The following is a 20,923-nucleotide window of genomic DNA, read 5'->3' on the forward strand; positions in this document are numbered from 1 at the left end:
CCCCGCGCACCACCTTCGGAAGGACCGCCATGATCTCCACCCTCCAGTCCCGCATGCTGCGCGGGGCGGACGGTGACCCCGCCCCGCGTCTGGCCTTCGGCGCCGACTACAACCCCGAGCAGTGGCCCCGGGACGTGTGGGAGGAGGACGTCCGGCTGATGCGCGAGGCCGGCGTCACCGTCGTGTCCGTCGCGATCTTCTCCTGGGCGCGCCTCCAGCCGGGCCCCGAGGAGTGGGACTTCGGCTGGCTCGACGAGGTCATGGACCTGCTGCACGCGGGGGGCATCGGCGTCGACCTGGCCACGGCCACCGCCTCCCCGCCGCCCTGGCTGACCACCGCCCACCCGGAGATCCTGCCGGTGACGGCGAACGGCGAGACGCTGTGGCCGGGAGCGCGCCAGCACTGGCGGCCCACCTCGCCCGTCTTCCGCGAGCACGCCCTGCGCCTGGTCCGGGAGATGGCGAACCGCTACAAGGACCATCCGGCGCTCGTGGCCTGGCATGTCTCCAACGAGCTGGGCTGCCACAACATCTACGACTTCTCGGACGACGCGGCCCGCGCCTTCCGGGTCTGGCTGCGCGCCCGCTACGGCACGCTCGACGCCCTCAACCACGCCTGGGGGACGGCGTTCTGGTCGCAGCGCTACAGCGACTGGGAGCAGATCCTGCCGCCGCGGCTCGCCGCCTCGCACCCCAACCCGACCCAGCAGCTCGACTTCAAGCGGTTCTCCTCGGACGCGCTGAAGGAGCATCTGCGGGCGGAGCGGGACATCCTGCGGGAGTTCACCCCGGACGTGCCGGTCACCACCAACTTCATGGTGATGGGCGGCACCAAGGGCATGAACTACCCGGACTGGGCCGAGGAGATCGACTTCGTCTCCAACGACCACTACGTCCACCCCGGCCCGCAGGACCGCGACGAGCTGTCCTTCTCCGCGAACCTGGTCAGCGGCATCGCGGGCGGCCGGCCCTGGTTCCTGATGGAGCACTCCACCAGCGCCGTCAACTGGCAGCACGTCAACGTGGCGAAGCGTCCGGGCGATCTGGCCCGCGACTCGCTGCTGAACGTGGCGCACGGCGCGGACGCGGTGTGCTTCTTCCAGTGGCGGCAGTCGGCGGCGGGCGCCGAGAAGTACCACTCGGCCATGGTTCCGCACGCCGGCGCGGACAGCGACGTGTTCCGCGCGGTGGCCGAACTCGGCGCGACGCTCAAGTCCCTTGCCCCGGTGGCCGGTTCGGAGCGAGAGTCCGCCGCCGTGGGCATCCTCTACGACTGGGAGTCGTGGTGGGCGAGCGAGCAGGACTCCCACCCCACCGCCCTGCTGGACTACCGGCGCGAGGCGCTCGACTGGTACTCGGCGCTGCTCGCCCTGGGCGTCCGCGCCGACCTCGTCACCACCCGCGCCGACCTGTCCCGGCACCAGGTGCTGATCGCCCCGGTGCTGCACGTGGTGCCCGCCGAGCTCGCCAAGGAGCTGACCCGCTACGCCGAGCAGGGCGGCCACCTCGTCACCACGTACTTCTCCGGCGTCGTCGACCAGAACGACCATGTCTGGCTGGGCGGTTACCCCGGCGCGCTGCGCGAGCTGCTCGGCATCCGCGTCGAGGAGTTCGGGCCGCTGCTCGCCGGGCAGAGCGTGGAGCTGGACGACGGCGGCACGGGCACCCTGTGGACCGACCAGATCGACGCCGACGCCGACACCGAGGTCCTGGTCCGCTACCGCAGCGGCGTGCACGCCGGCCGGCCCGCCGTCACCCGGCGGGTCACCGAACGGGGCTCCGCCTCCTACGTCTCCACGCGTCTCGGCGTCGACGGACTGGTCCCGCTGCTGCCGCGGCTGCTGGAGCCGGCCGGGGTGCGCAGCGAACTGCCGGCCGACGTGCGCGGACGGGTCGAGCTGACCGTCCGGCGCGGTGCGTCGGAGCGCTTCCTGTTCCTGGTCAACCGCACCGACGACACGGTGCCGGTGACCGGCCTGGACGGCGAGATCCTGCTCGGCTCCTCCGACGAGGGCGGAGCCCTCGTCCTGGGCCCGCGCCAGGTCGCCGTACTGCGCCGCCCGCTCGGCTGAACCACTCGCTCGGCCGAACCACCCGCACAGACCCGCACGACCCATGACTCCCCGGCGACGGCGCCCACCCGTGTCCGCGCCGGGGGCCATCCCCTCCCGCTCCGACTGCGGGAGGGGCCCACGCAGCGACCGCACCGCAGTTGGGAGCACAGATGGCACGCCGTACCCGCAGCAGACGGTCCCTCGGGGCCGCAGCGCTGACCGCCCTGGCCACCGGGGCCGCACTGCTCAGCGTCCCGGCGCAGGCCGAGGCCGCCTCCTCGGTCACCGTGCAGCCGGACCCGTCGTACCAGCAGGAGAAGTTCGAGGGCTGGGGCACCAGCCTGGTCTGGTTCGCCAACGCCACCGGCGACTACCCGCCGGCGATCCGCGAGAAGCTGGCGAAGCTCCTCTTCGACGACGACGGCCTCGCGCTGAACATCGCCCGCTACAACGTCGGCGGCGGCAACGCCCCCGACGTCAAGGACTACCTGCGCGCCGGCGGCGCGGTCGAGGGCTGGTGGAACGCGCCCGAGGGCACCACCCGCGAGGACACCGACTGGTGGAGCGCCGACGACCCGGCCGACTGGAACAAGGACGCCGACGCCACCCAGCGCTGGTGGGTGGACCGCATCAAGAACGACATCACCCACTGGGAGACGTTCAGCAACTCCCCGCCGTGGTTCATGACCGTGAGCGGCTACGTCTCGGGCGGCTTCAACGCCACGACGGACCAGCTGAAGACCGAGTCGGTCGACGACTTCGCCGCCTACATGGCCGGCGCGACGAAGCGGCTTGAGCGGGCGCACGGCATCAAGGTCAAGACCGTCGACCCGTTCAACGAGCCGAACACCAACTACTGGAGCACCCGTCTGGGCGCGGACGGCGAGCCGGTCGGCGGCCGTCAGGAGGGCGCCCACATGGGGCCCGCGCTCCAGGAGAAGGTCCTCGCGGCGCTGGAGCCGGCGCTGAGGAAGGTGAAGACCAACGCGAAGATCTCGGCCATGGACGAGACGAACCCGAGCATCTTCGCGCAGAACTGGAACGCCTACTCCCAGGCGTCGCGCGATCTGGTCGACCAGATGAACGTCCACACCTACGGCACCGGGCAGCGCACCACCGTGCGCGACCAGGCCAAGGCCGCCGACAAGACGCTGTGGATGAGCGAGGTCGAGGGCGACTGGGGCGACGGCCAGAGCTTCACCGACATGCGGCCGGGTCTCGGGCTCGCCCAGCGGATCGTCGACGACCTGCGCGAACTGGAGCCCACCGCCTGGGTGTTCTGGCAGCCGGTCGAGGACTACGACAACATGAAGCCGGGCGGCGAGTCCGCCAAGGGCGGCAACTGGGGCTCCATCCAGATGCCGTTCAGCTGCACCTCCACGGACACGCTGGAGACCTGCCCGATCTACACGAACACGAAGTTCGACACCGCGCGCAACTTCACGCACTTCATCAAGCCCGGCGACCGGCTGATCAAGGTCGACGACGCCTCCAGCGCCGCCGCCGTGACCGCTGACGGCAAGGGCCTCTCGCTCGTCCACGTCAACAGCACCACCGAGGCCCGCACGGTCACCCTCGACCTGTCGAAGTTCCGCAAGGTCAGGGACGGCGCGACCGTCACCCCGGTCGTCACCTCCGCCGACGGCAAGCTTCAGCGGAAGGCCCCGGTCGAGGTGAGCGACGGCAAGGCCTCCTTCACCGTGCCCGCCCAGTCGGTGACCACCTTCGCCGTGACCGGCGTCTCCGACGCCGCGAAGGACGCCCCGCTGATCCGCGAGGACCGCACCTACACGCTGACCGGCGTCCAGAGCGGCAAGGCGGTCACCGTCGCCGCCAACGGCACCGGCCTGGTCATCGGGACCGCGAACGGCTCCGTCGCGCAGCAGTGGCGGCTGGACGCCCGTTACGGCGACACCGACGGCGCCCGCCAGCGGTACGTGTTCGCCAACCCGGCGCAGGGCAAGCGGCTCGCCGTCCGCAACAACGTCCCGGTGGTGGAGCCCGACACCGGCGTACGCGACGCGGCCACCGAGTGGGTCCTGTCGACCACCGGCGACGGCACCTGGACCCTGGTGAACCCGGCGTCCGGCCGGGTCCTCGAAGTCGGCGGCCAGGCCACGAACGAGGGTGCCGCCGTCACGACCTGGCAGCCCAACTCCGGCGCCAACCAGCGGTGGAGGGTGACGGACGTGACGGACGTGACCAACGCAGCGAAGGGGACGAACGCCTCCTGACCGCCTGCTGACGGCCCCTGAGCCGGCGTCCACAACGCCGGCCGACCACCTGAGACGGCCGCGCCCGCACCGTGTGTCCCCCGGTGCGGGCGCGGCCCTGTCGTGTGGTTCAGGCCCCGCGCGGGCGGCCTCGTGCCGCCTCACGCCACAGCTTCGGCAGCGTCTCCTCGTGGACGGCCGCCGTGGCCTGTTCCCTGCCGTACAGCAGGCCCCAGGTGAAGCCGGGCTCGCCGGCGATATGGGCCGCCACCGCGTGACGGCGTAGGGCGTCGCGCGCGACGACGCTGTCGTGGTGGTCGCCGAGCGTCTGCTGCACGGCCTTCACACTCTTGCTCAGGCGCTTCGCGGGCTTGCCGAGGGCGGGGCGGGCCGCCTCGGCGGCGTAGCGCAGGCGCTTGGCGCCCTTGCGGGCCTCGTGGAGCGCGGCGTCGCGTTCGGGGCCCGGCGGTGTGCCCAGGGCACGGTCGACCCGTCCGGCGAAGCGGTCGAACTCCTTGCCGAGCGCCTTGGGCAGGGCCTTCTTCGCCTTCCCGGAGGCCTTGGCCCGCAGCGGCGGGTCGGCGGTGAGGTGGTCCAGCGCCTCCAGGAGGGCCACGTAGCGGGGTGAGGACAGCGCGGCGAGGGTGCGTTCGCGGGCCTCGGCCGACCTGGTGACGTCCCAGGCCTGGAGGCGGGCCGAGACGGGCCCGAGGACCAGTTCGCCGGGCAGGCCGTCGAGGCCCTCGCGCAGCCGTCCCAGCAGGACTTCCTGGTCGCGTTCGGCGCCCAGCTCGCCGCCGAGCCACTTCAGGTCGGCCCGGAGCGGGTCGGTGACCTTCCGGTCGACCAGGGAGCGGTACGAGCGCAGACTGCTGCGCAGCCGGCGGCAGGCGACCCGCATCTTGTGCACGGAGTCCGGCAGTCCGCGCCGTACGGACGGGTCGAGCTCGACGAGGGCGCGGACCTGCGCGGCCAGATAGGCGTGGAGCTCCGCGCCGGCCGTGCCCGACGGCAGGTCGGCCGGGCCGCGGGGGGCGCGGTCCGCCTCGGGGGCGGTCTCGGTGAGCGCGCGGGCCAGCTTGGACGGGGCCTCGGAGCGGGAGAAGCCCTCCTCGCCGAGGGCCTTGTCGACGCGGTCCAGCAGGGCGGGGTCGCCGTCCTCGGCGACCGTCTCGACCTCCAGCTCCGCCCAGGACGCGTGGCCGCCCTCGGGGCGCAGTGAGTCGGCCTCCACCCGGTCGAGGACGACCTCGGCGAGGACCGCCCCGTCGGCGTCGACGAGGTCGCGCACGGAGCGCTTCGAGCGGATGCGGACGACGGGCCGGAGGCGGGCCCCGCGGGTCCGGGACAGCGCGAGTTCGCGCAGTTGGTCGGGCACGTCGTCCTGGAGGGGGGCGCGGATCTCCTCGCGGGTGTCGCCGATCAGCGGCAGCTTCAGGTGCCAGCCGGCGTCGGAGCCGCCCGTGCGGCGGCGCAGGGTCGCGGCGGAGCGGGTCAGCCGCAGGTCGGCGGTGTCCCAGTACACCGCGTCCAGGTCGTGCGCTCCCCCGTCGACGAGCGAGGGGGCCTGGGCCGCCCTTCCCTTGCCCCCGTTCTTGCCCGCGCCGTTCTTGCGCGCGCCGTTCTTGCGCGGGGCGTTCTTGCCCTTGCCTGCGCTCTTGCCGCTGCCCTTGCCCTTGCCTCCGCTCCTGCCCGGGTCCGTGCCGGACAGGGCGGACAGGGTCGGGAAGCCGCCCGAGTCCGGCACCTCGTACTTCCGTTCCGTCTCCCGCGTCGACTGCGTCATATCTCCCCGGTTGACACAATGCGCCGAATCAAACCTCCGTGACGCCGCCGCGCACGGGATACGGCAGGTCAACGGGCCCGCCGGCCGGTACTGCCGTCGGTACGGCAGCCGGTACGCGCTCCAGGACGCCGCCCGCGAAGACGTCGTACAGGGGAAGCGTCTCCAGGTGGACGTAGCCGATGTGGCAGTCGCAGACGGTGAGCGGGCAGAGGCGGGGGCGCAGGGCCGCGCGGTAGGAGCCGTCGTAGAGGTTTCCGAGCGGGGTGCGGACGAAGTGGCAGCGGCGGACGGCTCCGTCGCCGTCGACCGAGATCACGGAGTCGCCGGTGCGGCAGGGCAGGCCGGCGCTGGCGTGCGGGTGGCGGCTGTAGGGGAAGAGCGGGTCGAGGGCGGTCCAGGTCTCGGCCTCGGCGTCGGTGTAGGTGTGCCCCTCGGCCGCGTTGATCCACAGGTAGACGTGTTCGGGCAGGTCGTCCCGCAGCCGGCGGGCCGCTTCAAGGTGTTCGGGGAAGCCGACGACGCCGACGCTGAAGCGGATTCCGCGCTCGCCGAGGTCGCGGCACTTGGCGAGGAAGCGGTCGTAGGGCGTCTGGCCGGGGTGGTAGGTGCACCACAGGGCCAGCGTGTCGGAGTCGGCGTCGGCGAGCCAGTCGGTGCGGCAGCTCAGGTTGGTCTGGATCGCTGCCCGGCGGATGTGCGGCAGGTGGGACAGCTCGGCCAGGGTGCGCCGGTACCAGGAGCGAACAAGGCCCTCCCCCCAGGGAGTGAACAGGATCGACAGCCGGTCGCCGGTCTGGCCGGCCGCCCAGCGCGCGAACCGTTCGAGGGCGGCGCGGTCGGCGCGGAGCTGGTGGCCGGTGTCGCGCCGCTTGGCGAAGGGGCAGTAGGGACAGTCGTAGTCGCAGGAGGCGAGGGGGCCGCGGTAGAGCAGGGTGAGGTCCATGGCGGGACGGTCACTTCCTCTCGTAGGCGGCCATCGCGGCGCGGACGGCCGGGGAGAACAGGCCGGGGCCGATGGCGTCGGAGTGGGCGAGGCCCGCGGGGGTGAGCCGGAGGACGCCCGGGGTGTCGTCCGTGAGCCAGCCGCGGTCGGCGAGGCGGGCGAGTTCGGGGGCGAAGTCGTCGGCGGGGTCGCCGCCGAAGCGGGCGCGGTAGTCGTCGAGGGGCAGGCCGTCGGCCTGGAGGAGGGACTGGAGGAGGTGGCGTCGGCGGGACTCGTCCGCGTCCATGCGCCGGCCGTACTCGGCGCGGGCGAAGTCGGCGGCGGGCCGCGACACATAGTCGTCGATGATCCCGCGGATCTCGTGCATGTCGACGGCGTAGTCGAAGGAGTAGTGCAGGCCGGCGGTGTAGGAGCGGGCGCCGCAGCCGAGGCCGATCATGCCGTCGGTCTGGCAGGCGTAGTCGTCCGCGCCCTGGGGCGGGGCGTCGGCGCGGCGGAACATGCGCATCGACTGCTGGGTGTAGCCGTGCGCGAGGAGGTGGTCGCGTCCGGCGCGGTACAGGCGCAGCCGCTGCTCGTCCCAGGCGGGGTCGGGGCCGGTGCGGCGGCGGTCGAGGCCGGTCAGGGGGCGGACGTAGAGGGGGTAGAGGTAGAGCTCCTCGGGTCGCCAGGCGAGGGCCGCGTCGAGCGAGTGCCGCCAGGTGTCCTGCGTCTGGCCGTCGATGCCGTAGATGAGGTCGATGTTGAGGACCGGTATGCGGGCGTCGCGGACGCGGGCGAGGGCCGCCTCGACGTCGGCGCGCCGCTGCGGGCGTACGGCGGCCCGCGCCTCGGAGTCGACGAAGCTCTGCACGCCCAGGCTGAGCCGGGTGGTCCCGCGCTCGGCCAGCACGGCGAGCCGGTCGGCGGTGGCCGTGGCCGGTGAGGCCTCCACCGAGAGGGGCACGGCGCGCAGATCGGCGCCCATGCGGTGCTCGGCGATGTCGGCGAGGCGGGTGAGTTCGGCGGCGGTGAGGAAGGTGGGGGTGCCGCCGCCGAAGGCGGCCGTGGCGAACCGGACGTCGTCGCTGTCCCCGAGCGCCTCCCGTACGGCGGTGGCCTGCCGTTCGAGCGCGTCCAGGTAGGCGCCGGTGAGGCCGTCGGGGGCGCCGATGCGGGTGAAGAGGTTGCAGAAGCCGCAGCGGACCTCGCAGAACGGGATGTGCAGGTAGAGGGAGAGGGCGTTCTTGGGCTCCTCGGCCCACAGGGAGCGCAGGGTCGGGCGGTCGGGGAGCCCGCGGTAGGCGGTCTTGTGGGGGTAGGCGTAGACGTAGTGCTGGTAGGGGTTGGTGAGTTGGGCGGTGGTCATCGGGCGGCCTCGGCGGGGTCGAGGAAGAAGTGGGCGTACGGCACGGTCCACACCGACTCGTGGCCGAGGCGGTGGCCGGTGTAGCCGTCGTCGCCGTAGGCGGTGCCGTGGTCGGAGCAGACGATCGCGAAGCAGCGGCGCCGGCTGCTCGCGGCGGCGAACAGCCGTCCGATGTGCCGGTCGACGTACTCCAGCGCGGCGGCGTGGGTCGCGCGGCTGTCGCCGGCCTCGCGGGTCGCGCCGGGCCGGTGGAACCAGTTCGGCTGGTGCAGGGCGGAGACGTTCACGAAGAGGAACAGCCGCTGTTCGGCGGGGAGTTCGCGGACGACCTGCTCGGCGCAGGCGATCTGGTTCTCGAAGGAGTGGGGCGAGGTGACGCCGAACTCCGGTGTCCAGTGGGACTCGTGGAAGAGGCCGGGCAGCACCGAGCCGAGCGGGCCCTGCTTGTTGAAGAAGCCCACTCCGCCGACGCACACCGTGTGGTACCCGGCCTTCGCCAGGCCGGAGACCAGGTCCGGGGTGTCGAAGACGAAGGTGCCGTCGGCGGTGGTCTCGCTGCCGGCGAAGCTCGCCGCGAACAGGCGCGGGTGCGGGCCGGGTTCGGCCGGGGTGGGCAGGAAGCCCGCGAAGATCGCCTGGTGGGAGGCGTAGGTGAAGCTGCCCGGGGCGTGCCTCTTCTCCCAGTGGCCGCCGGGGAGATGGCGGGCCAAGTTGGGGATGCGGCCGGCCTCGGCGAGTTCGACGGCGACGTCGTGACGGAGGGTGTCGAGGGTGACGAGGAGGAGGTCGTGGCTGCCGACGATCTCGTTCATGTCGGGCTCAGGCATGGGGAGTTCCTGTTCTGTGCCGGTCTGCGCTCTGCCGGTCCGCGTTCTGCCGGTCAGCGCTGTGCCGGTCTGTTCCGTGCCGCTCGCGGAGTACGGCGGCCACCTGGGCGGCGTAGGTGTCGAGTCCCTCGGCGCCGCTGCCGGGGAGGCCGGTGAGGCGGGGCAGGAGGTCGCCGAAGGCGTTGACCTCGCCGACGGCGGACCTGCGCCAGCCGACCGCCGGGAGCAGGTCGACGCCGACGCACAGGGTGCGCGGGAAGCAGGCCGCGGCCCGCTCGCACACGCCGAGCAGGTCGGACCAGCGGGCGCCCGCCGCCTCGACGGCCCGCCGGGCCGCCTCGAGGTCGCCCCGGCTGCCGCCGAGGTGGAGGTTGGTCATGGGCGAGCGGCTGGTGCGGACCACGGCGTGGGTCGCCCGGCCGGCCACGACGACGACCCTGAGGTCGGCGGCGCGGCCCTCCTGGGAGGCCTTCGGCAGCCAGCGTTCCAGGTGCAGCCCGTCCGGGGCGAGCGCGTCGACGACGGCCGCGATGTCCGCCTCCCGTTCGTAGCGGCGCACTTTCAGGGAGTTGAAGAGGCGGCCGTCCGCCGTCAGTTCGACGGAGGTGGTCGCCCGGATCCGGCCCGCGCCGCCCGACTCCACGGCGAGCACTCCGGACGCGGACGATCCGTGCGCGGGCTTGACGAAGAGCCTGGGCATGCGGTGCTCCCGCATCAGCGCCCGTACGTCGTCCCAGCCCCGCACCGGCGCGCCGAGCGGGCCGGAGGTCGGGGAGGCGGGCACCGGTACGCCCGCCGCGTCCAGCACGGCGTGGCAGCGGCGTTTGTCGAACAGCACGGCGAGGTCGTCCGGGTCGTCGAGGCGCACGCCGCCGCGCAGGCCGCGCAGCGCCGCGGTGAACCCGGCGTACCAGCGGGCGGAGCCCTCGACCCGGGTGGGGTCGGGGGCGCCGCGCAGCAGCCGGTCGACGTCGGCGTTCTCGCCCGGCGAGTCGACGCGGACGACCTCCTCGGCGTCGAACTCCGCCCCGCCGTCGCGGAGCACGTCCGTCCAGGGGACGACCCGTGGTGCGGGCAGTCCCGCCGCGCGCACCGCGTCGGCGAAGAGGGCGACACGACGGTTCTCGGGGTTGCCCACGACGGCGAAGCGGGGCGCGGCGGGGGGGCCGCCGGTGGGTGGGCGCACGGTCGTCGGGTTCACTCCCCCACGGCGACGAAGCGCCACACCGTGCCGTCGTCTTCCTCGTCCTCGTCGGCGTCGTCGCGGTCGAGGTCGACCTCGACGCCCTCGGTCGTCAGGGTCTGGCGGATCCGCTCCTGGACGGGCTCGCTGAGGTAGTGGTGGTGCAGGTCGAGCTTCTTGAGGTGGGTGAGCGGCTGGCCGGACAGCAGGGCCGCGCCGCCCTCGTCGGTGAGGACGCCCATGGACAGGTCCAGGACCTCCAGCCGGGCCACCACGGGCGCGGCGGCGACGGCCGCGGCGACCGCGTCCTGCATCTCGCTGTTGCGCAGGGCCAGATGGCGCAGCCGCGGCAGACGGTCGCCGGACAGGATCGGCTCCAGGTCGGCCGCCTCGCTGTCACCGCCGTACTCGGGCGTGCCGAGCCACAGGTCGAGGTGCTCCAGCGCGGGCAGTTCGCTCGCGCCGACGCCGCGCACGACCTCGGCGGGCAGTCCGCCGGTCTGCATGACCAGCTTACGCAGGCCGGTGTGCTTCACGGCCGGGAAACGCAGCTCCGAACCGCCCCGGACGCCGAACTCCACCAGCTCGGGGAAGCCGTCGAGGAGCGGGGTGACGTCGGTCTGGTTGATCCAGGAGATCTCGCACTCCTCCCCGACCATGTCGCCGACGAACAGCGCCCGCAGGGCGGGGAACCGGTCCCGGGCGGCGAGCAGCGCCTCGACGACGTCGGACGGCTCCGTTTCGTACGCCTCCTGCCAGGCGCCGACGATCAGCGCGCGGACCCGGGTGGTGTCGACGACGGAGCAGAAACGGGCGAACGCGTCCGTCCAGTTCTCGTCGGCGTCGTACACGTCGCTGGTGATCCGCCAGGCGACGGCGTCCGCCTCGGGCAGGTCGTCCGTCCGCGCGTCGGGGCCGGGGAAGGTGCGGGCGGGCAGCCGGTACAGCGCCGAGAGGTGTTCACCGATGGTCATGCGGCTGCTCCTGTGGAGGAAGAGGGTGCGTTCCGTGGTGACCGCAGTTCTACCAACAGGCACTGACAGCGCCGGGGGCGGGGCGGGGTTGCGGAGCCTGGTTCCGGGCCGTTGTCAGTGGGGGGTCCTACGGTCGACGTCATGAGGCCGGTGCGCCGTGCGCCGGCCGGAGGGGAGGGCTGCCGTGTACCGGCAGGGAGACGTGCTGATCGTGCCCGTGGCGGCGGAGGCGGTGCCTTCGCATGTCGCCGCCGCGCCGAAGGAGCGGCGGGACGCGCGGGGGCGGCTCGTGCTGGCGCTGGGCGAGGTCACCGGGCATGCGCACGCGGTCGTCGGACCGGGTGAACTGGTGCGGGAGCCGGGGCCGTTCGGGCCGTTCCTGCTGCATCTGCCGCAGGGGGGCCGGGTGGTCCACGAGGAGCACGCGGCCATCACCCTCCCGAAGGGGTGGTACCGGGTGATCCGGCAGCGGGAGTACGTGCCGGGGTCGGTGCGGATCGTGGCGGACTGAGGGGTGGAGGAACGGGTGATGGTGGAGCGGGTGTCGGAGGAGCCGGTGTCGGAGGAGCGGGTGTCGGAGGGGCCGGTGTCGGAGGAGCGGGTGTCGGAGGAGCGGGTGTCGGAGGAGCGGGTGTCGGAGGAGCGGGTGTCGGAGGGGCTGGGCGGCGTGTCGGAAGGGCGAGGGGTGGAGGGGCGAGCGGTGGCGGAGCGGGCGGGTGTGGTGGACGAGGCGGCGGGGTCGGGGGGTGAGGGCGTGGCCGGGGGCGGCGTCGGGTTCTGGCGGGCGTGCGCGGCGGCGGCCGTGCCCGCCGACCGGGCGCGCGCGGAGGCCGGCGTCCGCCGTGCCTACCGGCAGGCCGGTCTCGCGGAGCCGCGACGGGTGGTGTGGGCCGAGTCGCCGCGTGCGGCGGTGACCCTGATACGGGGTCTGGAGGACAGGGGCCCGAGCGTCCGCGAGTCGGTCCGCACCGCGCCCTGGGCGCTCGAACGGCGGCGGCTGCACGAGGAGTTGGGCGCCGCCGGCTGGTCGGCGCACTGGGCGGCGACGGGCGGCCGGCTGTGGGAGACCACGCAGGCCCTGGTCGCGCGGATCCGCCAAGGCGTGCTGGAGGAGCTGGCCGAGGACCGGGCACAGGAGGTGCAGACCCGGCTGCTCCTGCTGGAAGCGGTGCTGGGGCAGCACGACGCGCCCTGGCTCGCCGCGTTCCCCACGGACGACGGGCCGCTCGCCGGACTGGCCGAGGTGTCCCGGAACGCCGGGTGGTGGTGGCCGTTCGCCGAGGTGGCGGTGGTGTGCGAACGCCCCGTCGCGCTCCACCGCGACGAGGCCGGACGCCTGGACCGCGGCGACGGCCCGGCGCTCGCCTACCCCGACGGCTTCGCCCTGCACGCCTGGCGCGGCATGCCGGTCCCCGGCGCCTTCCTCGCGGAGCTGCGCACGCTGACCCCGCAGCGGATCCGCGACGAGGACAACGCCGAGCTGCGCCGCGTGATGCTGGAGCACTACGGCTACGAGCGCTACCTCGCCGACTCCGGGGCCCGCCCCCTCCACCGCGACGAGACGGGCACGCTCTGGCGGATCGACCTCCTCGGCGACGAGCCCGTCGTGATGGTGGAGGTGCTCAACTCCACCCCGGAGCCGGACGGAAGCCGGCGCACGTACTGGCTGCGCGTCCCGCCGTCCACGACGACGGCCCGCGAGGGCGTCGCCTGGACGTTCGGCCTGCAACGGGAGGCGTACGCGCCGCTCCAGGAGACGTGAGGGAGCCGGATTCCCGGCCGCGGCCGGGCCGGGTTCAGGCCGCGGACGGGTTCAGGCCGCGGACGGGTTCAGGCCCCGGCCGGGTTCAGGCCGCGGACGGGCGGGTGAGGACTTCGGTGACCTGGTCGCGTACAGCCTCCCAGGCGGTCGGGTCCAGTGCGCCCAGGTCCGTGCGGCGCAGGGCGGCGACGGTGTCCTCGGCCGCTCCCTCGCAGGGGGCGCTCTCGCTCAGCACCTCGTAGCCGTCGCGGACGGCGATCCGCAGGCGTCGCCCGCTCTCGGCGTCGGCGTCGGCGTGCACGGCTGCCGCCACGACGAAAGGCGGCGGGCCGCCCGCCTCGCCGGCGAGCTTGCGATAGCCGCTCACCTCCGGGTCGTTCCACGTCAGGTGCAGCAGGAGGGGTCGCTTCGCGACGAGTTCGGCGAGATCGGTCTCGTAGACGCGGTCGGGTTCCAGCACCGTGGCCCGGGCGTCCAGGACGAGCGCCGCGGGCAGCAGACAGCGCAGGGTGCTTCCGACGATGTTGCCGCCGACCGTGGCCGTCCGCCGCACGGCCCCGGTGCCCACCGTGGCCGCGGCCTTCCGCAGCACCTCCGGCGCGTCCTCCCCGATCCGGCTCAGCACGACGGCCGCGCCCAGCTTTCCCGGGCCGTTCACGTTGGCCTCCGGCAGTTCGCGCAGCGACACGGCCTGCTCGGGGAAGCCGTCACGCTGCCACGTCGCCCACACGAGTGAGGCCCCGCCTATCGGCACGGCCCCGGCCGCCAGGAACTCCTGCGTTTCGGACACGGAGGTGGGAAGACGCAACCACACGACGACCGACCTGCCTTCCCTGTACGTCGGCGGTCAGCACCCGGGTGCACGGTCCGCCGCATGATCACTGACGAAAGGATTCTCCCCAGCCGAGCGGGGGCGCATACAGGGCTCACCGTCCGATTCATGCGCCCCCGCCACACGGCCCGCAGACCTGCGGCCCGAGCCTCAAGTCCGTGACGAGGCAACCCCGTTCACGGCTCCGCACGGGCGAGATCACGGGCCGTGCTCATTTTCGTATACGCGCTCGGGGCTGCCGCGCCCCGGAGAATGCGCTCCCCCGCACCTCCGCACGCCCCCGTCCCCTTTTCCTTCTTTTCGTATCGCTGGGTAGGAATCCGGCCAACGCGGCTAGGCTGGGCGGGTATTCATCACCCCACCCGCCAAGTCGCTTGCTGTGACGCGGAATTCAGGTGTGAACGCACTCGGGGGGACCGGACACTCGTGGACCAGAGAACAATTCCGACGCGTATCGGCCCGTATCAGGTGGCGCAATTCCTCGGTCAGGGCGGTATGGGCTCCGTCTATCTGGCGCACAGCCCCGGCGGCCGGCCCGTGGCCGTGAAAGTCATCCGTCCCGAGCTCGCCAAGGAGCCGCGCTTCCGCCGCCGCTTCGCCCGTGAGGTGAGCGCCGCCCGCGCGGTCAACGGCGCGTACACCGCCCCGGTGGTGAACGCCGACACCGACTGCGAACTGCCGTGGCTGGCCACCGTCTTCGTCCCCGGTCCCTCCCTGTGGCAGACCGTCCGCGCGAACGGCCCCCTCAGCCACGCACAGACACGGCGGCTGGGGGCCGGACTGGCCGAGGCATTGCTCGACATCCATGCCGCCGGAATCGTCCACCGCGATCTCAAACCGCACAACGTGCTCATGGACGCGGCGGGTCCACGCGTCATCGACTTCGGAATCGCCCATGTGACGGACCTTCCGCCGTTGACCGATCCGGGGGCCCTGCTGGGCACTCCGCATTTCATGTCCCCGGAGCAGATCACCGGGAGCGCGCCGACCACCGCGAGCGATGTGTTCTCCTTCGGGCTGGTCCTTTCCTTCGCCGCCGGCGAGCGCAGCCCTTTCGGTGACGGAAGCAATGCCCAGCTCCTTTATCGCATCGTGCACACCCCGCCCGATGTGCGGTCGCTGCCGGACGGGCTCCGCGTCCTGGTCACCGCCTGTCTGGCCAAGCGCCCGGGGCAACGGCCCACCCCGGCCGAACTGCTCGACGCGCTCGGCCGCCGCCCGACGGGCACGGACAGGGCGGACACGGACAGGCCGGATCCGGCCAGGCCCGATACGGGCAGGGCGGGTACGGACCGGCACGCCCCGACGCTGTGGCTGCCCCAGCCCCAGCACTCCACCGTCGCCCTCGCCCGCAACGCGCACGCCCTGCTGGCGGACGGGCTGACGGACGCCCTCCTCCTGGAGGCGGCCGGCCATGACCGCTGAACACGACGCCCGCACCGCCCACTTCCTCCTCGACAGCGAGTGGAACCGGCTGGCGAACCGCTGGGCCTCGGGCAGCGGGATGGCCGTCCGCGACGAGTCCACGCACATGACGCTCGGCGTGACCCGCCGCCCGGCCGGGCCCGACGACCTGGAGGTCCGCCTCACCACCTCACGCCGCTTCCTGGTGGCATTCATGACCAACGGCCGCAGTCTGGCGCCCGGCGAACTCGCGCGCGGCGCGGCGGCGGCCAACGCCTGGAACACCGAGCAGCTGACCCCGACCCTGTCCGTCTGGAACGTCCGCGGCGCCCGGCCGCATCTGGGAGGCGTGTGCACCTTGCCCCTGTCGTGCCGGATGAGCCAGCAGGACTTCGACGCGATCGCGTCCGGCTGGGTCGACCAGGCCGTGACCATGTTCGCCCGATGCCGCGAGGTCTTCCGCCTGTGACGCGTCCCGCACCCCCGCCGCCCCGCCGGTCGCCCCGGTCGCCCCGGTCGCCCCGGTCCGTCGTACGCCGGCTGCTGCTGAGCGCCGCGCTGCTCGTCCCGTCGCTGCTCCTCGGCTCGGCGCCGCCCTCCGGCGCGATGCAGCCGGAGCCTCCGCAGCCGTCCGCCGCGGTGACCGCGTTCGCGGCGGCCGGGTGCGCGTCGAGCGACTTCACCGAGACGGTGCTGTGCTGGGGGGACGCCGCCGCGCGCGGCAAACGGTCCATCGTCGTCACCGTGTCCGCGCCCCAGTTCCTGCGTGAGAACGGCGGTCTGGACGCGGTCGCGGACGCCGTGCCCGAGCTGCGCGACAGACTCGTCGTGATCGTCCCGGACGGCGTGCGCACCGGGTCCGGCGGCACCCTGCTGCTGGCCCTGGCCTCGCACCGCATCGTCGGCGCCCACAGCACGATCAGCCCGCTGACGGCGTCGGAGCACGAGCGGCTCAACGACCTCGCGGGCTGCCCGCCCGACGGTTTCTGTGAAGCCGTCCGGAACCGGGCCCGCAGCGGCGCGGACCTCGTGGAACGCCGGCTCGCCCAGGACGCCCGGACCTCCCTGTTCACCGCCGGACCGGACCGGGCCACCGCCCCACAAGATCCCGGCGACAACGGGGACAACGGCGACGACGGCGCCGGCGGCAACGCGGACAGCGGCGGAGCGCCCCCGGCGGACCTCGCCGACGACCCGTCCGGCGACGCGCTCGCCGTGCTGTTCGTCGTCGGCGCGGTCCTGGTCTGCCTGGTGGCCACGCTGGGCCTCATGGTCCGAAGGACCGGAGCCCCGGCCGAGTCACCGCCCCGGGCCGCGCCGACGGGCACGAGCACCAAGGCGACCACGGCGGCGACCACGGCGTCCGCGTCGGCGTCCACACCGAGCCCCGCCCCGAACGAACACCGCCGACCGGTGACCGTCCCGGAGACGCCCGCCGCCCCACGTCCCACGGCACCCCAGCCCCCCGCGCCGCTTCCCACCGCCCCACAGCCCACAGCAGCCCCGCAGAAACCCCCCGCCCCGACCACCCCCCACCACTCCGCCACCGTCCGCACCGCCCTCCGCCCGCAGGGCTACGTGGACGTCGACGGCCTTCTGTTCCGGGCCGGTTGGGGCGGACCCGGCGAACCCCCGCCGCCGGGGAGCCCCGTGTACGTCGTGCGGCACAGCACCGGTGAACTGGCCGTGCACGACCACCGCACGGCCGAGGACGACCCGCACGCCTGACCCGGCCCCAGGCCACCGGACACCGGCCACCGGCCACCGGCCACCACCGCGCCAGCGACCCACAGAGGTACTTCCATGCCCGACGACCGTTCGCAGAGTGTTCCGCTCTACTACGACGACATCGTGACCGACGGCAACGCCCAGCGGCAGCCGCTGGTGCTGTGCCTGGACACCTCGATGTCCATGGCCGACGCGCCCATCACCATGCTGAACAACGCGTTGCAGGAGTGGGTGCGTGATCTGAGCACCGACGTCAACCTCGCCCACAGCGTCGAGGTCGCCCTCATCACCTTCGGAGGACGCGAGGTGTGCGCCTGGCGGGGCACGACCGTGCTGTCCGACCCGGCCGACCCCAACGCCTTCGTCGCGGCGCACTCGTTCAGCGCGCCGCACCTTCGGGCCGGCGGCGTCACCCTGATGACGGAGGCCCTGCGCACCGCCGTCCGGCTGGTGGCGGCCCGCAAGTCGGCGCTGCGCGAGGCCGGCCATCTCTACTACCGCCCGCAGATCTGCCTGATCACCGACGGCCAGCCCACCACCAGCGAGGGCCGTCTCACCGACGACTGGCGCGAGGTCGTGCCGCTCCTCGCCGACCAGCAGGCGAAGAAGAAGTTCCGGCTGTTCGCGATCGGCGTCGGCGGGATCACCCCGCGCGGCGAGGAGGTGCTGCGGGCGATCGCCCCCAAGTACTACGCCCGGCTCCAGGGCTTCCCGTTCCGCCAGGTGCTCCAGATGATGTCGGCGAGCGCCGGGGCGCAGGACAAGGGCGATGGCGAGGAGATCTACGAGAAGATCTTCGCCCGCTTCACCACCCAGCGGTCCGCGTGGCACAACCGGTGAGCGCCACGACGCCGTCGGCGGAGCCGTGGCGGCTGCACGGGCTGAGCGTGCCCGGCCACCGGCACCGCAGCGACAACATGCCCTGCCAGGACGCCTTCGTCTGCCACCGGGCCGGACCCGAGACCTTCCTGCTCGCCGTGGCGGACGGGGCCGGCAGCCGCCGGATGTCGCGCGAGGGGGCCCAACTGGCCGTGGACCTCGCCCCCGTGTCGTTCCTGTCCTCCGCCTCGCTGCCCCGGGAGCCCCGGGCGGTGCGGGCGTTCCTGCGCGGCCGGTTCACCGCTCTGCGTGCCGAGTTCCTGCGGTACGCGCGGCCCCGGCCCGACGACTACGCCACCACCCTGACCGTCGTCGTGCACACCCCGCACTGGCTCGGCTACCTCAGCGTCGGCGACGGGTTCGCGATGCTGCGCGCCGGGTTCTCGGGCGGTGAGCCGCAGTTCCATCTGCTGCCCCAGCCGGCCCCGGTCAGCGAGTACAGCAACGAGGCCTTCTTCGTGACCTCCGAGGACGCCGCCGACCGGCTGGAGACCGCCTGCGTGGTCGACGACGGCATCACCGGGATCCTGCTGTCGACCGACGGACTCACCCAGGCGGCCGTGGAGTTCCCCGGCAACGACAACCGGCGCGCCAGGCACGCCTTCGTGTCCAAGGTGCTCGGCGCGATGGAGCGGCCCGAGGTGCCCGCCGAGCAGGAGGCGGCCGAACTGGCCCGGCTGCTCCGCTCGCGGCGGCTGGCCGCGGACAACGCCGACGACAAGACGCTCATCAGGGCGGTCAGAAGCTGATGCTCCAGGTCTACGTCGACGGTGAGCCCACCGAGCTGGAGGAGGAGCCGCTGGCCTCGGGGGGACAGGCCGCCGTCCACGCCGTCGTCGGCACGCCGCGCCGGGTGGTGAAGATCTACCACGAGGCTCCCGGCCCGGAGCAGCGGCGCAGACTGGCCGGCATGATCCGGATGTCGCCGCTGACCGGCCGCGCCACCGACGGCCGGCAGGCCGCCGAACTCGCCTGGCCCGCGGCGCTCGCCCGGGACGCCGAGGGGGCGGTCGTGGGCTACGCCATGCAGCGCTTCGACCAGCCGGCGCACGTGCCGCTCGCGGCGCTGTTCGACCGGCGGAGCAGGGCCGCGTGGTTCCGTCCCGAGCTCGACTGGCGTTTCCTGCTGGGCGTCGCCTGGAACCTGGCCTACCTGACGGTCCGTCTGCACAGCGAGGGCATCGTCGTCGGCGACTTCTCGGCCCGGAACATCGTCGTGGACCGCGACGGCTTCGTGACGTTCCTGGACTGCGACTCCATGGCCTTCGTCGACCCCGAGGACGGCACCCACTACCCGTCGGAGATGCACACCCCCGCCTACAGCGCCCCCGAACGCTTCACCCGGGGCACGGCGACGCGGGCCGGCGACAGCTTCGCGCTGGCGGTCTGCGTGTTCCAGCTCCTCACCGGCGGCACCCATCCCTTCGCGGGCCACCCCAAGGACGCCGGCTCGGTGAGCGTGTCGATGCGCAGCCGTATCTCCGGCGGCGTCTCGTACGTCAACCAGCCCGAGCGGGTCGTCGTGCCGCGGGGCACCGTGCCGCCGGGCGTCCTTCCGCCGGCCCTGTTCGCGCTGGCGCGGCGGACGTTCACCACCGTGCCGTCCGACCCGGCGGCCCGGCCCACCGCGGTCGAGTGGTTCGAGGCGCTGGAGACCACCCGGACCACGGTGTCGTCGTGCGGCGTCCGCACCCAACACACGTACGCCTCCCACCTCGCCGCCTGCCCCTGGTGCGAGCGGATCGCGCAACGCCACCCGGACCTGTTCGAGTCGACCCCGGTGCCGCTGCCGCCGCACCCGCCCGCCCCGCCGCCGCCCGGGGCCGCGCCGCCGCCGACCCCCACACCGGACCCCACGCCGGTCCCGGCCGGCGCCGCACCCGTGTTCCTGCTGTGCGCGCTCCTCGTCCTGCTCACGCTGGGCGTCCTGGTGCTGGCCCTCGCCTGACCGACGAACCCGACCCACGAAGCCGACCCGTTCAGCCGGCTCCCCAACAGGCCCGCGCCGAAAATCCGTTGCGGCCGCTCGCCCTTCCCCCGACCCTGACCCCATGTCCTACGTCCTGCGCCCCGCCACGCTCACCGACGCGCCCGCCGTCACCGACCTGCTCAACGCCATCGACACGATCGAGATAGGCCGGCCGGAGACGGACCTGCACACCGTCGAGGCGGATCTGAAACACCCCGAGACCGATCTGACGCGGGACTCCTGGCTCGCCTTCGACGGGGACCGTCTGGTCGCCTACGGGCTGCTGTGGGACGAGTCGGACGGCGAGCGCGTCGACATCGACCACTACGTCCTGCCCGAGCACCAGGAGGCCGGCCGGCTCCTCCTGGACGCGATGGAGGCCCGTGCGCTGGGCAAGGCCCGGGAGAACGGGGCCGAGCGGGCCGTGGTGCATCTGCACCTGAACGTGGCGCCCACGCTCGACACCGAGCTGATCCGGGCGCGCGGCTGGTCCGTCGTGCGGCGCTACCACGTGCTGCGCCGGGCCGTGGACGCCGTCGCGGACCAGGCGCCGAAGCTGCCCGAGGGCGTACGGATCAGGACCTGCGCCTCGGAGGCGGACCTGCGGCGCGTGCACGAGCTGTACCAGGCGACGTTCGCCGAGCACTTCGACTTCCAGCCGCGCGATTACGACCGGTGGCTGCACGACATCGACGGGACCGGCCTCGACCGGTCGCTGGTGTGGATCGTCGACACGGACGAGCTGGCGGACGCCGGGTTCCTGATGGCGCGCGACGACCGCGAGGCCATGGGCTGGATCCGCAGCCTCGGCGTGCTGCGCGAGGCCCGCGGGCACGGCCTCGCCGGGCTCCTGCTGGGGCACGCCTTCGCCGCGTTCGCCGCCCGGGGACGGGACACGGTGGGCCTGGGCGTCGACACCTCCAACGAGACCGGCGCGCCGCAGCTGTACGCCCGCAACGGGATGACCGTCCACTACGCCGTGGACACCTGGGAGGCCGTCCTGCGGTGAACGGCCGGCCCG

The 20,923-nt window shown here is 73.5% G+C and carries 18 protein-coding genes; 11 read left to right on the forward strand and 7 right to left on the reverse strand.

Going from position 1 to position 20,923, the window contains the following annotated elements:
• Positions 1–29: 29 nt before the first annotated feature.
• Both ACFYX4_RS15465 and ACFYX4_RS15470 read left to right on the forward strand, forming a co-directional pair.
• Complete coding sequence (locus tag ACFYX4_RS15465; RefSeq protein ID WP_389331983.1) at positions 30–2,072, forward strand: beta-galactosidase; 2,043 nt, start codon at positions 30–32, stop codon at positions 2,070–2,072.
• Between the two features lie 152 nt (positions 2,073–2,224).
• Positions 2,225–4,288: an RICIN domain-containing protein gene (locus tag ACFYX4_RS15470; protein WP_389331986.1), complete on the forward strand. Its 2,064-nt coding sequence runs from the start codon at positions 2,225–2,227 to the stop codon at positions 4,286–4,288.
• Between the two features lie 109 nt (positions 4,289–4,397).
• Here ACFYX4_RS15470 and ACFYX4_RS15475 read toward each other — a convergent pair whose 3' ends face one another.
• From ACFYX4_RS15475 to ACFYX4_RS15500, 6 genes are read right to left on the reverse strand one after another with little or no spacing between them, the layout of a single operon-like run.
• Positions 4,398–6,053 carry a CHAD domain-containing protein gene (locus ACFYX4_RS15475; protein WP_389331989.1) on the reverse strand — a complete coding sequence of 552 codons (1,656 nt, stop codon included), beginning with the start codon at positions 6,051–6,053 and terminating at the stop codon, positions 4,398–4,400.
• A 28-nt stretch (positions 6,054–6,081) separates the two neighbouring features.
• Positions 6,082–6,996 carry an STM4011 family radical SAM protein gene (locus ACFYX4_RS15480; protein ID WP_389331992.1) on the reverse strand — a complete coding sequence of 305 codons (915 nt, stop codon included), beginning with the start codon at positions 6,994–6,996 and terminating at the stop codon, positions 6,082–6,084.
• 10 nt (positions 6,997–7,006) lie between these two features.
• Positions 7,007–8,344: an STM4012 family radical SAM protein gene (locus tag ACFYX4_RS15485; protein WP_389331995.1), complete on the reverse strand. Its 1,338-nt coding sequence runs from the start codon at positions 8,342–8,344 to the stop codon at positions 7,007–7,009.
• Positions 8,341–9,156 carry an STM4013/SEN3800 family hydrolase gene (locus ACFYX4_RS15490; protein ID WP_389333004.1) on the reverse strand — a complete coding sequence of 272 codons (816 nt, stop codon included), beginning with the start codon at positions 9,154–9,156 and terminating at the stop codon, positions 8,341–8,343. The genes ACFYX4_RS15485 and ACFYX4_RS15490 overlap by 4 nt, the downstream gene beginning before the upstream one ends.
• A gap of 7 nt (positions 9,157–9,163) precedes the next feature.
• Positions 9,164–10,357: an STM4014 family protein gene (locus ACFYX4_RS15495; RefSeq protein ID WP_389331998.1), complete on the reverse strand. Its 1,194-nt coding sequence runs from the start codon at positions 10,355–10,357 to the stop codon at positions 9,164–9,166.
• 11 nt (positions 10,358–10,368) lie between these two features.
• Positions 10,369–11,328 (reverse strand): STM4015 family protein, encoded by a 960-nt coding sequence (locus ACFYX4_RS15500; protein ID WP_389332001.1) that lies wholly within the window; start codon positions 11,326–11,328, stop codon positions 10,369–10,371.
• Between the two features lie 184 nt (positions 11,329–11,512).
• Here ACFYX4_RS15500 and ACFYX4_RS15505 point away from each other — a divergent pair, with 184 nt between their 5' ends.
• Positions 11,513–11,839: a hypothetical protein gene (locus ACFYX4_RS15505; protein ID WP_389332004.1), complete on the forward strand. Its 327-nt coding sequence runs from the start codon at positions 11,513–11,515 to the stop codon at positions 11,837–11,839.
• 18 nt (positions 11,840–11,857) lie between these two features.
• The gene (locus ACFYX4_RS15510) at positions 11,858–13,090 is read left to right on the forward strand and encodes a DUF6745 domain-containing protein (protein WP_389332007.1); all 1,233 of its coding nucleotides are present in this window, start codon (positions 11,858–11,860) and stop codon (positions 13,088–13,090) included.
• A gap of 85 nt (positions 13,091–13,175) precedes the next feature.
• Here the strand turns inward: ACFYX4_RS15510 and ACFYX4_RS15515 are convergent, their stop codons facing one another.
• On the reverse strand, positions 13,176–13,904 hold the full coding sequence (locus ACFYX4_RS15515; RefSeq protein ID WP_389332010.1) for an FAD binding domain-containing protein: 729 nt from the start codon (positions 13,902–13,904) through the stop codon (positions 13,176–13,178).
• A gap of 486 nt (positions 13,905–14,390) precedes the next feature.
• Between ACFYX4_RS15515 and ACFYX4_RS15520 the strand changes: the two genes are divergently transcribed.
• The 7 genes from ACFYX4_RS15520 (at position 14,391) to ACFYX4_RS15550 (ending at position 20,911) form a co-directional block, all read left to right on the forward strand.
• The gene (locus ACFYX4_RS15520) at positions 14,391–15,347 is read left to right on the forward strand and encodes a serine/threonine-protein kinase (RefSeq protein ID WP_389332013.1); all 957 of its coding nucleotides are present in this window, start codon (positions 14,391–14,393) and stop codon (positions 15,345–15,347) included.
• Positions 15,337–15,795: a hypothetical protein gene (locus ACFYX4_RS15525; protein ID WP_389332016.1), complete on the forward strand. Its 459-nt coding sequence runs from the start codon at positions 15,337–15,339 to the stop codon at positions 15,793–15,795. Before ACFYX4_RS15520 ends, ACFYX4_RS15525 begins: the two co-directional genes overlap by 11 nt.
• Positions 15,792–17,054, forward strand: coding sequence for a hypothetical protein (locus ACFYX4_RS15530; protein WP_389332019.1), 1,263 nt, complete (start codon positions 15,792–15,794; stop codon positions 17,052–17,054). Before ACFYX4_RS15525 ends, ACFYX4_RS15530 begins: the two co-directional genes overlap by 4 nt.
• Positions 17,055–17,129: 75 nt before the next feature.
• The gene (locus tag ACFYX4_RS15535) at positions 17,130–17,894 is read left to right on the forward strand and encodes a VWA domain-containing protein (RefSeq protein WP_389332022.1); all 765 of its coding nucleotides are present in this window, start codon (positions 17,130–17,132) and stop codon (positions 17,892–17,894) included.
• A complete protein-coding gene (locus ACFYX4_RS15540) occupies positions 17,891–18,682 on the forward strand; it encodes a PP2C family serine/threonine-protein phosphatase (protein ID WP_389332025.1) in 792 nt (263 codons plus the stop codon). The genes ACFYX4_RS15535 and ACFYX4_RS15540 overlap by 4 nt, the downstream gene beginning before the upstream one ends.
• Positions 18,682–19,881: a protein kinase gene (locus tag ACFYX4_RS15545; protein WP_389332028.1), complete on the forward strand. Its 1,200-nt coding sequence runs from the start codon at positions 18,682–18,684 to the stop codon at positions 19,879–19,881. The genes ACFYX4_RS15540 and ACFYX4_RS15545 overlap by 1 nt, the downstream gene beginning before the upstream one ends.
• Positions 19,882–19,984: 103 nt before the next feature.
• Positions 19,985–20,911 (forward strand): GNAT family N-acetyltransferase, encoded by a 927-nt coding sequence (locus tag ACFYX4_RS15550; protein WP_389332031.1) that lies wholly within the window; start codon positions 19,985–19,987, stop codon positions 20,909–20,911.
• Positions 20,912–20,923: the final 12 nt, after the last annotated feature.

This window comes from Streptomyces sp. NPDC002328 (assembly GCF_042890065.1).
In the GTDB taxonomy this organism is placed as follows: Bacteria; Actinomycetota; Actinomycetes; order Streptomycetales; family Streptomycetaceae; genus Streptomyces.